The organism is Clostridium carnis, from assembly GCF_054657435.1.
Genome location: NZ_BAAHYS010000001.1, coordinates 495,542 through 509,488 on the forward strand (window position 1 = coordinate 495,542; position 13,947 = coordinate 509,488).

General features: G+C 26.9%; 11 protein-coding genes. 2 read left to right on the forward strand and 9 right to left on the reverse strand.

Annotation, left to right across the window (positions count from 1 at the left end; translation table 11 throughout):
- Positions 1 to 19 precede the first annotated feature (19 nt).
- From ACYQ1T_RS02480 to sdaAB, 4 genes are all read right to left on the reverse strand, one after another.
- Positions 20 to 865 carry a hydroxyethylthiazole kinase gene (locus ACYQ1T_RS02480; RefSeq protein ID WP_459831332.1) on the reverse strand — a complete coding sequence of 282 codons (846 nt, stop codon included), beginning with the start codon at positions 863 to 865 and terminating at the stop codon, positions 20 to 22.
- Positions 866 to 996: 131 nt separating this feature from the next.
- Entirely contained in the window at positions 997 to 2,133 is a 1,137-nt protein-coding gene (locus tag ACYQ1T_RS02485; protein WP_459831335.1) for a mechanosensitive ion channel family protein, read from the reverse strand.
- Positions 2,134 to 2,355: 222 nt separating this feature from the next.
- The gene (sdaAA, locus tag ACYQ1T_RS02490; RefSeq protein WP_459831338.1) at positions 2,356 to 3,234 is read right to left on the reverse strand and encodes an L-serine ammonia-lyase, iron-sulfur-dependent, subunit alpha; all 879 of its coding nucleotides are present in this window, start codon (positions 3,232 to 3,234) and stop codon (positions 2,356 to 2,358) included.
- Positions 3,234 to 3,914 carry an L-serine ammonia-lyase, iron-sulfur-dependent subunit beta gene (gene sdaAB / locus ACYQ1T_RS02495; protein ID WP_459831341.1) on the reverse strand — a complete coding sequence of 227 codons (681 nt, stop codon included), beginning with the start codon at positions 3,912 to 3,914 and terminating at the stop codon, positions 3,234 to 3,236. Before sdaAB ends, sdaAA begins: the two co-directional genes overlap by 1 nt.
- Positions 3,915 to 4,078: 164 nt before the next feature.
- On the opposite strand from sdaAB, the gene ACYQ1T_RS02500 reads away from it, so the two are divergent.
- Positions 4,079 to 4,249, forward strand: coding sequence for a hypothetical protein (locus ACYQ1T_RS02500; protein WP_459831343.1), 171 nt, complete (start codon positions 4,079 to 4,081; stop codon positions 4,247 to 4,249).
- A gap of 11 nt (positions 4,250 to 4,260) precedes the next feature.
- Positions 4,261 to 4,401, forward strand: a complete 141-nt coding sequence (locus ACYQ1T_RS02505; RefSeq protein ID WP_459831345.1) for a hypothetical protein — start codon at positions 4,261 to 4,263, stop codon at positions 4,399 to 4,401.
- A gap of 65 nt (positions 4,402 to 4,466) precedes the next feature.
- On the opposite strand, the gene ACYQ1T_RS02510 is transcribed toward ACYQ1T_RS02505, so the two are convergent.
- The 5 genes from ACYQ1T_RS02510 to ACYQ1T_RS02530 all read right to left on the reverse strand — a co-directional run bounded on the left by ACYQ1T_RS02510 (position 4,467) and on the right by ACYQ1T_RS02530 (position 13,540).
- Positions 4,467 to 6,575 (reverse strand): thioredoxin domain-containing protein, encoded by a 2,109-nt coding sequence (locus tag ACYQ1T_RS02510; RefSeq protein ID WP_459831347.1) that lies wholly within the window; start codon positions 6,573 to 6,575, stop codon positions 4,467 to 4,469.
- Between the two features lie 183 nt (positions 6,576 to 6,758).
- Positions 6,759 to 10,064 carry a family 20 glycosylhydrolase gene (locus tag ACYQ1T_RS02515; RefSeq protein ID WP_459831349.1) on the reverse strand — a complete coding sequence of 1,102 codons (3,306 nt, stop codon included), beginning with the start codon at positions 10,062 to 10,064 and terminating at the stop codon, positions 6,759 to 6,761.
- An 840-nt stretch (positions 10,065 to 10,904) separates the two neighbouring features.
- A complete protein-coding gene (locus ACYQ1T_RS02520) occupies positions 10,905 to 11,369 on the reverse strand; it encodes a methylated-DNA--[protein]-cysteine S-methyltransferase (RefSeq protein ID WP_459831352.1) in 465 nt (154 codons plus the stop codon).
- Between the two features lie 155 nt (positions 11,370 to 11,524).
- Positions 11,525 to 13,018: a DUF4179 domain-containing protein gene (locus tag ACYQ1T_RS02525; protein WP_459831355.1), complete on the reverse strand. Its 1,494-nt coding sequence runs from the start codon at positions 13,016 to 13,018 to the stop codon at positions 11,525 to 11,527.
- The gene (locus ACYQ1T_RS02530; RefSeq protein WP_459831357.1) at positions 13,019 to 13,540 is read right to left on the reverse strand and encodes a sigma-70 family RNA polymerase sigma factor; all 522 of its coding nucleotides are present in this window, start codon (positions 13,538 to 13,540) and stop codon (positions 13,019 to 13,021) included. It lies immediately after the preceding gene.
- Between the last annotated feature and the right edge of the window lie 407 nt (positions 13,541 to 13,947).

Consider the following 13,947-nt stretch of genomic DNA (forward strand, 5'->3'; position numbering starts at 1 on the left):
TAATAACCAGATAGCCTTTTCAACGTGTAAATCCATATAGTATTTTTCCGTTACTATTTAGCTTATTTTTATCAATAAGCGATATTTCGTCCAATAAGTACCTTTTAAGAGTTTCTAATCCCTTATTTCTTCTTTTTCTTTGAAGAGTTAGTTTTTCACTAACTCCCATTGTCATTACTGCAACTAAAGTTCCTTGAACCATTTGTTGCCTATCTTTAGCTGATGCTATTGCTACTGCAATTAATCCTCCTAGTATAAAATTTGTACCTGTAACCTTTTTAAAGTTTTTATGGTATCCTTCCACTAGAAACTCACTAAATCCATCTGTGATATATCTTTCTTCATCATCTATCACTAAAATAGATCTAAATCGTCTTGATAACTTTCTTAATTCATTTTTAACTTTTAGGTTCTGGTTTAATTTTCCTTTTAAAAATTCACTGTCCTCTAAAGCACTTCCTTTATCCATTAATACTCTAAATTCAGATAAATTTCCCTTTACAACATCTATTTTATATCTGGTTAAAAATCTCAAGGCTGTTTCTCTTCTAAAAAAAGAAATATCTATGCCTACTATATCAAGTATTACTGCTAATCCTTTTCTAGATGCTACCCTTAAAGCTTTTTCCATAGTCTCTACCTCATTACTATCTAAATTATCTAAATTTAATAATAATCCATTACATTTTGAAGTAATTTCATTAACTTCTTCTACTCCATTTGCAATTATAGGTATTCCATTATAGCCTAAAATTCCTTGTGCTAAATCATTTATATTAACCAAATTAGAAATACAATGTATAAGAGGTTGCTTTTTTTCTTGCAAGTTTAAAATCTCGCCTAGAGCCCTTATACCTATTTGCATATTCGTATCCTCGCTTATAGGGAATAAAAATTTAGTTTAGTATATATTATTCGCCCTATCCATTAATTGTTAAAGCTTTATTCTATATTTCGACAACGATTAAAAATATCCTTATAAATAAAAAAAAGAGGTTATTTTCCTCTTTCTTCTTCTGTAATATTTTTAATTGATTCAAGTTCTGTACACTCAACTTCGCAATTTCCTGCTCTCTCTTCAAAACCTCTAAAATTGAAATTTAAAAACATAAGTTCAATTTCCTCTTCTCTTAATATTTCTAAAATTTTTATATTAATTTCCTGCTTTAATCTTTCATACATAACGTAATCTTGCTCTGTTGTATAAAAATAAATAAATATTCCAAATCCATAACTAGATAATTCATTAAAGCTAACTATTATTAATTTATCATCTATTTTCTCATGATTTTTTATAACATTCTCTATTTTTTCTACACAGCTTTTTATTTTTTCTATTTCTGTATCATGCTCAATTGTAAATTTAAAATGTATTCTTCTTAATTTTCTTTGAGTCCAGTTAATTATGTTATTATTTGCAAGCTTAGAATTTGGAACTGTAGCAATAGCCATTGAAAATGTTCTTATTTTAGTGCTTCTAAAGGTTATTTCCTCTACAATTCCTTCAACCTCTGTAGTTTGTATCCAATCACCTATGGCAAAAGGTTTATCTAGAACTATTATCATACCTCCAAATAAATTTGAAAAAGCATCTTGTGCCATTAAGGCAAATGCAACACCACTAATACCAAGCCCTGTTATAAACCCTGTAAAGCCAAATTCTTTTGCTATACAACTAATTCCAATAACAACTATAATAAGTCTTATTATTATAGATATAAAAGGAAATACTATTGTATTCCCTCTATCATTTCGATGCATTCTTGTATATAAAAGAGAATTTTCTAATGTTAGATTATATAAAAAGTAACATAAAACTATAACTATAAATACCTTTTTTAACCTATCACTTGTAACAGTATTTATATTTAATCCATCAAAATCTATAATTTTTAATGAAAAATATACTGAATTTAATGTTATATATAACTTAATTGGTTTTTCTAAAGCCCTAACAAGACTATCATCTGCAAAGTTCTTAGTCATTTTAACTAATTTTATAGCATAATCAAATATTATTGTTATTACATATTTATTTATAACCATAGCTAAAACTATAACTATAACTGCAATTAAGTATTTACTTATACTTACTTTAAATAATTCACTAATAATATTTTCTACTTCTTGCATAACTCCTCCTAAAAAGGATTTCTACAGTTTTTATATTGAAATTAATAAAATTCCATATCAAGTTATAGTTTTACCTATATTATTTATTTTTATCCAAATCTCTAATTTAATATTTACCTTTAATAATCTAAAATTACTACATTTGAAGATATGAAATAGACAAATCCGTTCCCCCCCTCAGTTGTAGTTCCCTTTATTTATTAAAAAATTTATTAGATCTGTTTATTTATCTCCAAATACTTTTTTCTTAAGTTCAAGACCTGCTTTTGTTATTGCAACTCCACCTAAAGCAGTTTCTCTTAATGATGCTGGAAGACTTCTTCCTACTTTATACATTGCTGATAATGCATCATCAAAAGGGATTTTAGATTCTACTCCAGCCATTACTAAATCAACTGTACATAAAGCACTTACAGCACCTGATGAATTTCTCTTTGCACATGGAATTTCAACAAGTCCAGCAACTGGATCACATACTAAACCTAATATGTTCTTAAACACTATAGCTGCTGCATCTAATGACATTTTAGGAGTTCCTCCCATCATTTCTACAACTGCTGCTGCTGCCATAGCTGAAGCTGATCCACATTCTGCTTGACATCCACCTTCTGCTCCTGCAAATGTTGCATTTCTTCCAATTATCATTCCTACTGCTGCTGCTGCAAAAAGTCCATCCATAAGTTCTTTATCAGTTTTATTTAATCTTTCTCCAGCTGTTAATAAAACTGCTGGTAATATTCCACAAGATCCCGCTGTTGGACACGCTACTATTTTCCCCATGGATGCATTTACTTCTGAAGATGAAAGAGCCATTGCCATTGCTAGAACCATTGTTTCCCCTGTTAATGTATTGCCTTTTTTTAAGTATTCTTGTAACTTATATGCATCTCCACCAATAAGTCCACTTACAGAATACACTTCATTTTCTCTTCCTTTTTCAGCTGCACTTTTCATAACTTCAAGAGTTTTCTCCATTTTAGAATAAACTTCTTCTCTTGTTACATCCTTATCTTCCATTTCACGTCTTATTGCATATTCACTTAAAGATATTTTTTCTTCACTACATATATTTAAAAGTTCTTCCCCTGATTTTGCTATCATTATTCGTTATCCTCCACTGGGTTAATAATAATTACTTTTTCTATTCCCTCAATACTTTTTATACTTTCAATTATTTTATCTGGTATTTTACTATCCACTTCAAATGTCATTGTTGCATTTTTTCCTTTTTGACTTCTAACTAAATTCATAAAGGCTATATTTATTTTACTTTCATATAATATACCTGTAACCTTTGCTACAGTTCCTGGTATATCTTTATGTGAAGTAATAATAGTTGAATATGCTCCAGAAAATTGAACTTTATTTCCATTAATCTCTACTATTTCTATATTTCCTCCACCTATTGAACTTCCAATAAGCTGACATTCCTTACCACTTTTACATTTCATTAAAAATTTAACTGTATTTGGATGATAATCTCCTAAATCAACCTCTTTAAATGTAACTTTTACTCCATTTTTTTTAGCGATATTTAAAGAATCAATAAGCCTATCATCACATGGACTCATTCCCATAATTCCTGCAACTAAGGCTCTATCCGTTCCATGACCCTTATAAGTTTTTCCAAAGGAACCGTGTAACATAAAAGTTACTTCTACTATATCTTCTCCAGCTATTGATCTTGCAACCTTTCCAAGTCTTGCTGCTCCTGCTGTATGAGAGGATGATGGTCCAACCATTATGGGGCCTAATATATCAAAAACACCAATATTAGTCATTGTTTTTCTCCTTTATCTTTATGTATCTTTAATTAATTTATATTTATTATATATAGCTTCTGAATAAATATCTATATTATTCTAAATAATATAGATAAAAATAATTTTAAATAATATGGATAAACTAATATAGATACTTCATTATTTAACAGGAGGAAATATCTATGGATAACAACAAAAATAGAATGAAGGACAGACCAAAGTCTAATGCTGAAAAAAGAAAGATGTATTCTGAAGCAGGAGCAGATATAGGATTTGAAGATGGTGAAAAAATAGGTGCTCATGCAAATGGTAAAAAATTTACTAAGCGTTCAAAATTATCACATAATAAATAGGAGGGCATACTATGAAATCTATTAATAATAATTCTAAAAATAATACATATGATCCTACATCTCCAAATTATGATAAAGAAGTAAATAATAAAGGACATGAAAAAAGTCCTTATGGTGAAAATGAACCATCACCCAGAACTACCTATAAATAGCATATAAAATATAATCACCTAAGATAAATTAAAAAATAATATCTTAGGTGATTTCTCTTATATTTTTATAATAACATTTCTCTTATTTTATCAATATTCGTTATGCCTTCACTACAACTATAGTTTTTACAAATATAAACTGTTACTTTATTATCTAAACTATTTTGATATTTTGTATAATCTGCTATTTCTTCTATATTATCTTCTTTATCCTTTACTACAATAGTTGTATTTGGAAGGTATATTTCTCTTATAATATCTAAAGCTTTCTTTACATCTTCACTATCTTTTTTTCCTACTATAGTAATTTCCCTAGGAGAATAATTATTATATTGTATTCCTGTTAAAAGCATTATTGCTATATTAGGATTATCCTCTAATTCTAAAGCTATATTTTTTTCTAAAGCAATTATGTAATAACTATAGAAATCATCTCCTGTAAGCTTTTCTAATTTTATTAAGTTTAAATACGCAATTGAATTACCTGATGGAATTGCTCCATCATAAGTTTCTTTTGTTCTAGCTAAAACTAACTCTTCTTTACTTTGAGTAAAATAGAAGCCTCCATTTTTATTATCCCAAAACTCTTTTATCATTTCTTTCGTTAATTCTATTGCAAACTTTAAATATTTTACTTTAAATGAAACTTCATATAATTCTATAAGAGCAAATATTAAAAAGCTATAATCATCAATATTTCCAAGAACCTTCCATTCACCCTTACAATAGCTATGATATAAACCTTTATTGTTTTTATAAGAATTTAAGAAAAACTCAATAGCATTTTCAGCTCTTTTACTATAATCTTCTCTATTAAATACAAATGATGCTTTGCTTAAAGCTGCTATAAATAATCCATTCCAATCTGTTAATACTTTATCGTCCATATGAGGATGAATTCTTTTTTCCCTAATACTAAATAATTTTTCTTTTATAGAAGATATTTTTTCTTTATCTTCTTTTGTTATTTCTTCCTTTAAATAAAATATGTTAGCACCGGTTCTTTCACCAGTTGCTTCATCTTTAAAATTTCCTTCTTCTTTTAAATTATAAACTTTACTAATAAAGCTTACTTCATCATTATCTAAAGCTTCTTTAAGTTCTTCTATTGTCCATACATAGAACTTTCCTTCTTCACCTTCACTATCTGCATCTTCTGCCGAAAAAAATGCTCCCTCTTTAGTACTTAATACTCTAAATACATATTCTATAGTTTCTTCTACTATTTTTTTATAGCTTTCATTTTTAGTAATTTCATAAGCTTCTGTATATGCTAAAATTAACATACTTTGATCGTATAACATCTTTTCAAAATGTGGAAGAAGCCATTTTCTATCTGTTGAATATCTATGGAAACCATATCCTATATGATCATAAATTCCACCTAACATCATATTATCTAATGTTGTAGTAACTATATTTAATAATTCTTTATCATCTTTTTCTTTATATTCTCTAAGTAAAAATAATAGATTATGTGGTGATGGAAACTTAGGTTTTTCTCTAAAACCACCATATTTTTTATCAAAACTTCTTTTTAATGTTAAAACTCCCTTTTCAATAACATCTTTTGAAACTCTATCCTCACTTATCTCTTCATTAAAGGAAGATAACCTTTCTCTAACAATTTCCCCTTGATACATTAATTTTTCGGGTTCATTTTCCCATATATTTTCTATTTTATCCATAAGTTCTGCCATTCCAATTCTTCCACTATGAGAAAATTTAGGAATATATGTTGCTGCAAAAAATGGATTCTTATCAGGAGTTAATACTATAGATAGTGGCCAACCACCGCTACCTGTAAACATCTGACATACTCTCATAAAAATATTATCAATATCAGGTCTTTCTTCTCTATCAACCTTAATATTTATAAATACCTCATTCATTCTTTTTCCTATATATTCATTTTCAAAACTTTCATGGCTCATTACATGACACCAATGACAAGTTGAATAACCTATACTTAAAAATATTGGTTTATTTTCATCCTTAGCCTTTTTAAATGCTTCTTCTCCCCATGGATACCAATCTACAAAATTATAAGCATGTTGTAAAAGATAAGGGCTACTCTCATTTATTAATTTATTAGATTTATTATTAGTATTAATAATAACACCTCCTTTTTTAAATTTATTATAGTTTTTATATTTAATAGTAATTATATACATTGGGATAATTATTATCAACTAATTTTAATTATCGAACTTTGAATATCGCTTATTCCCTCTTAAATTATTTTTTTATAATTTCTTGTATAATAAACTAATTTTCACCAAAATATATAAATAAAATTAAGGGAGATGACATTGCCATCCCCCTTAATTTATACAAATCATATATTATTCACTATTTTATTTTTTCATTGGTTGAACTTCAGATAATACAGTACCTTTTTCAAAGCCCGCAACATTTCCAATCTTTTTATAATTTTCTCTAAATTTATTAATATCAGCAATTGTATTACTTGAAGTATTCCAAGATTTTGTTGCCAAAGCACGTAATTCTTTTGAAATATCTTCAGTTATAGTATCTTCTTCAACTAAGTCTGGTTTATCACACCATATCGCTAATGCTGCTCCTTTAATAAAATCTGAATTATCATAAACTGTATTTTCTTGAAATTTCCCAGGTGTCCATTCATTATATATTCTTATATCTTGATCTAAATAATCAAAGGAATGTTGTTTACGCCCGTCATTGGGTACACTTGGTCTTAATACATAATAAAAGTAACTTGCATTTACATTATAAATATATTTATGTCCCTTTTCTACAAATGTGTTAAGCCTTGCAATACTTCTATTCCAACTCATTTGAGACCAGAAATCTATACCAATATAATCATGCATTTTTATTTGTTGCTTTGATTCATACCAACTATTTTCTCCATAGTAAATCCCATCATTCCAAATTCTTGGTTTAAAACCACCAGCTTTTACATGTGCTGCTATATCATTAATATAACTAGCCATTGTATCTTTCCATGTATATTCTGCACCAAACTTTTCATGTGCATAATCATCTAAAATCTTTTTATAATTTGAGGTAAATGGTGGTCTATCAAATTCCATATATTCATCAGCACCTATATGAAAATCTGTACACCCCTTAAACAATTCCATATACTCACTATAAAGACCTTTTATATACTTTACAGCTTCTGGATTAGTTACATCTAGTGCCCCTGTGCTTTTTTTACCATCATTACCTACTTGTCCATATTCTGGATGGACCTCTAGTATATGCTGTACATGACCTGGAGTATCTAAAGATGGTATTACGTTTACTCCATATTTCTTAGCTTCTACTAGAATTTCCCTTATTTCTGACTTTTTTAAATATCCATCTTGTGAAACTATTGCTTTGTCAAAATCACTTTCAATTCTAAAGCCTAAATTTTCTGAAAAATGAAGCTGAATTGTATTCATTTTTAAATAAGATAGTTCTCTTATATGTTGAATAATCCAGTCTTTTGATATATACTTTCTACCCATATCAACATGAACACGACGTTCTGATAAGTTAGGATAATCAATTATTGTTCCATAAACCAAACTATTTTTATTTGTAAGCATTAAATGTTGTATTGTACGTAATGCATACATAGCCGCATTTTCTGATGCAGCTACTATTTTTACACCTTTATCGCCAATTTCAATTTTATATGCCTCTTCACTATTACTATTTTCTGTAATCTTTTTATTTTTATCTAAAGTAACAACTATGTCCTTAGATGTTATTTGTGATTCTCCAGCATATACTTTATTAATTTCTGATTTTGTAGGAATTTGTTTTTCTAAAAACTCAGCTGATATTAATTCTATAACTTCTTTTAATCTTAAATTATTTAAATATTCATCAGTGTCTGGAATGATAAATCTAGTTGATTTATCCATAGTCCATATATAAGGTTTTGCGTCTACTTTATATGATTGAACAATTGGCAATACTAAACTAGCTAATTCTTTATCTGTTAATTTAGATTCCATCAAATCATCTGAACTTTTCTCTACTATTTCACTTACATGAATAATATCTTTTGCTACAGGTAGCTCTTTCTTATATCCTGGAACTCTATCTATTTTCTTTACAAATTCTTCAAATATATTATAGCTATCTTTAGTTGTTTTAGGACTCCAAGACTTTTCCGCCATAGCACGAGTACGCATATATAGTTTATCTGATATTTGTTCTTCATTTTCATAATTTGGTACATCACACCATAAAGCATAAGATGAACCTATCAATTGTTCAGGATATGGATGTGTAAAATCTTGTGAAACTCCTCCAGGAAGACCATTCATTTTTCCTGGTTCCCATTCTTTATATATCTTATCTCCTTTTGGGTTTTCATATTGCATCCACCATGAAGAAAGAGCATAATACATATATGCATCCACATAATTGACCAGCTTATTTCCATTTTCCAAAAAGTCATTTACTGGAGCTGATCCCTTTCCAAGACCCCAATAGCAAACTTCAATATCTGAGTCTAATTTATATCCATCATAGCCTTTAACTAATAATCCATCATTCCAAGCTCTTGCCTTCATTCCATATTTTTTTACAACTTTAGAAGCTTCATTAAAATATTCCATTAGTATTTTATATTGGTCATTAGTCATAGCTGTAAAATTAGATAAGAATTCATCTCCTCCGATGTTCATTCTAGTTGAACCATTATCAGAAAAGAATTTAGCATATTCATCTATCATTTCTAATAAAAGCTTCCTTGATTCTTCTGATTCAAAAATATTAAATGTCTGATTTTTTCTAGAATCTAAAGGGAAAAGCTTTCTAACAGAATAGTCTTTTCCAGTTTTAGATTTAATTTGATTAAGAACATACCCTAAATGTCCAGGTGTATCAAAAGAAGGTATAACTTCTATATGGTATTTCTTTGCCACATCAATTATTTCTTTCATATCATCTTTAGTGTAATATCCATTTGAAGGATATTTAAATCCAGGTACCTTACTTTCTAAAACTTTACTCTCTAACCTAAATCCTTCATTCTCTGAAAAATGTACTTGTATTGAATTAATATTTTGATAAGAAAGATCCTTTATCATAGATATAATCCAATTTTTACTAAAATATTTCCGTGCTAAATCTAAATGGAAAGATCGAACTTCAACCTCTGGATAATCTATAATTGTTCCTAAATGCATTTTTCTATCATTTCCAATTAAAGTTTTCTCTACAGTACGCATACCATAGAATAATCCATTATTATTAGATGCACTAATTTTTATTACATCTTCTTTAACCTCAATCTTATATCCTTGTTGATTATCCATTTCTTTAATAGGCTCAATAGAGATTACTATATCTCCTTTCTTAATTTTATTTTCTGCTCCTATTACTATATCTAAAACCTTATTCGTAGGTATTTCCTTTGCTGCAAACTCACTACTAATTAATTTTACATCTTCATATAATTGTTTATTATCTAATGTAGATTCGCTTTCTAAGATATAAAATCTTGAACTATTACTTAAGTTCCAATACCCATTTTTTTCTGTAGTATATTTCTGTACTTGTGGAAATGTTTTAGTTTCCATAACATCACGTTCTCCTTGTTCCGCATATGTTATACTTGAGAATGTTGATAAAATCATTAAAGTCGATAAAATACTTGTTATAAACTTTTTCATAATTTTTCCCCCTTCTTCAAAAAACTTGTAACTTGTAATATAGTTCCTAGTAGTATTATAAAATGCCAATTCCATGTATATTATTCTGTAATTTTACAAATCACCTCCTAGTTTAATTTGTATTTTTAATAACTTCATTATAATAGCTTGTTCAGTAAGTTATCTAACTTATTTTGCCTAAAAAAGCTAACTTACCCATATATATTAGATAAGTTAGCTTATGCCATCTTTACTTAACACGCTATATTAAACATTTACATTATAACCCAAAAACCTTAATTTGTAAATATTTTATTAAGAATAAACAATTTCATTAATTATTTATTAACAAAATCATTTTATTAATTATTGCCGTTCTCTTTTTCCACTTTTAAAAGTTTTTCTTTTATATCTAATCTACTAACATATACTAAAATTTACTTTTATATTTTAATATGATCTGTATTTATGTATAATAAAACTATATACTTTATATAATCAGAAATTTTTATTATGCTATTTATAATTGAATAAGTTCTATATTCTGTATTAACTTTAATATTATACGCATTATCAACCTAGGTACTATTACTTATTATTAAAGCTTTAAAAGTTTATGTAAAAAATAATTCATAGAAATCTATAAAAGTAGATAATGGAGGTTAATTATATGGCTTGTATCTCTAAAAAACTAGTTCTATCTTTTAATTCAGCATGTGATAAAAAAATGAATAAATATAGTAAGAATTCACAATTTATAATCAAATTTATATTGGTTTTATTGTTGATATTATCAGTATTTTTATTAATAAAATATGCAGATAATTTATATATTTAAGATATATCATATTTATTTGTATATTATTTATTCTCTTTTTCTATTTTTAAAAGTTTTTCTTTTATATCTAATCCACCTGCATATCCTACAAGCTTACCATTAGCTCCAATTACACGGTGACAAGGAATAAATATGGGTATTGGGTTTCTATTATTTGCCATACCTATAGCTCTTGAAGCTTTTTCATTTCCAACCTTTATTGCTATATCCTTATAACTATTGGTTTCTCCATATGGAATTTCTTGTAGTTCTTCCCATACTCTTTGTTGAAACTCTGTACCTTGCAGTTTAAGTTTCAAGTCAAATCTTTTTCTTTCTCCATTTAAATATTCTTGTAATTGCTTATTTGCTTCTTTAAGTAGTGGTGTTTCTATTAAATATTTATCTTCTCCTATTTCCTTTATAAAGTCCACTCTAGTAATTGCAGAACCATCTTCAGTAATTTTTATTAATCCTATACTTGTTTTATAGCAAAATGTACTACTCATACCTTCTCCCCTTTTTTCTCTTCCTTTAAATATGTATTTTTATTTTCATCAATTATATATTAAATATTTATGAGAATAAAGCTATTGTTTTTTATTTTAAAATATAAAAGAGATATACTTTTAATTTTTAATAAGTATATCTCTTAACCAATAATTTATTTTAGTTTTACTGTTATTCTATTTTCATTATTAGGATTTATATCTATTGTCATAGGAACTGCTATTGTATATTTTTTATTTTTATCTAATGGAGCAAGTGTAATACTAAATTCTTTTGTTTCTGGATTTTCTATTACTACTCCTCTATGGCCTTCCCATCTTGAAAAATCTTTCATATCCTCATCAAATATTGTTAAGCTTGATAGATTATTATACTCGTATAATCCTTCTATTTTCATATTTATCTTTGTGAACTTTTCATTAGCATCTATATTTGTAATAATAACTTTATCACTATTATTTACTTTTATCTCCTTACTTATTAAATCATTAATTGGTTGAAAAGCCTTATTTTCATCAATATTTAAATAATATGAAACACTACTAAGACCATATCCCCTATCTAGCTCTTCTTGTGTTGGTTTTCTAGATATTAATTTTTCCTTTCTATTAATACCTTCACTTGAATCAGTAGTGCAAATAAGTACTGGTATTTTCATATTATCTATTTCTCTTGTTATTCTACTATCCTCAAGTTGTAGAACTTCTATATATTCTATATTTTCTAAATCATTTAATATATTTATTTTTCTTTCATAATCTCCTTCTCTATTTGAAATTCCTCCTAATTCTTCTGTTAATAATACATTTCTATTATTATCTCTAAAAATATATCTTAAATTATCTAATTCACCAGTTTCATTTGTTCCACTTTCATATTTTCCCTTAATTGTTACTACGTTAGTTATTGGTGTTTTAACTAAACTATCTACCCAAACTTCTCCACCCATTACCTTTATTTTTTTATCTCCTGTATATTTTTCTGAATTTATTCCCTTAGTTGTTTTTACATTATATTTCCAATTCCCCTTTGCAAGTATTTTTCCTGATCTTTCAATATTTTTTATATCTAAATCTATTTTTAAATCTTCTTCTAAATTCATATTTGAAATATCTGATGTTAATATAACTGCTCCTTTTGTATCATTTATAATAGTTACATTTGCACCAAGAGATGATGGCATTTTACCGTTTATTCTCAATCCATATTCTGGATGAAAGAAATCACTTGGGTTTTTCTTGTCCTTAAAGCCTTTTAAATTTTCTGATTCTACTATAAGAGTTGCCATAAACCTATTATCATCAACAACAATTTGATCTAATGTGACCTTAGTTCCATTTTTATCTATAGTTTCATTTATAACTTCTCCTAACTCCTTATATTTTTCAGCTGAATATCCAAAATTGCTATTATTAAAATACTCAAAAACTCTATTTACTATTGGAATTGCTGATACTAATTCTGGATTAATTACTCCTATTATACTTACCGATGCTATAACTACTGCAGCAGCTACTGTAGTTCTTTTTATAATTTTTTTACTTTTATATTCTTTCTTTTTACTTTTACCTTCTTCAAAACCCTTTAATATTGCATTATCTAAACCATCTGGTATTTTTATTAATTCTTTAATATTATTATCAACCATTTAAATAATCTCCTTTTTCATATAAATTCTTAATGCTATAAGTCCCTTATTTAAATATGTTTTTACTGTTCCAATAGGAATTTCTAAAACTTTTGATATTTCCTTTAGTGTTAAATCATCAAAGTATTTTAAAATAATAACATCCTTATATTTATTTTCAAGGGTTTCTATAGCCTCAAGTAAATATAACCTTTCGTCATTATCTTCTGTATTTCCACCTATTTTACTTAATAACTCTTCCTGCTCAATACATATAATCTTTTGCTTTTTTTTATACATATTTATTGATATGTTCATTGTTATCCTAATTATCCATGTATTAAAATATCTTGGCTCTTTTAATGTATTTATTGAAATATACGCCTTACATACAGCTTCTTGAACTATATCTAATGCCATCTCTTCATCTTTTACATAAGCATAAGCTGTTCTATATATTTGTTCTTTACATTGATTAATTATATCCATAAAGGCTTTATCATCACCTTTAATAGCCTTCTTAACCATTATTTCATCCAACATATATGTCCTTCTCCTTTATGATAAAATTTCAATTTGGTAATTACCTACACTAATTAGACATATGTACATATTAAAAGGTTTTACCTTTTTAATAAATAAAATTTTTTAATGTTTAATTGAAAAAAGCGATACAATTAATATTCTATTGATTGTATCGTTTTTACTATTAATATATTTCCTCAAAAAAATCTTTAGCCTATTATTATAAAATAATTTCGATTCTTCTATTCAAAATTTGTTAACATTCTTCAATAATTTCCCGGGAAATCCTTTTTTCCCCTTTATAATCTTTTTTCTTTATGATTAATTTATATATAATTTTTCTCATTAAATACCTTACACTGTTAATTTATAATTTTTATTATCCTCTTGTAACAGTTCCATATTATTTCAATTTAATTTTATTA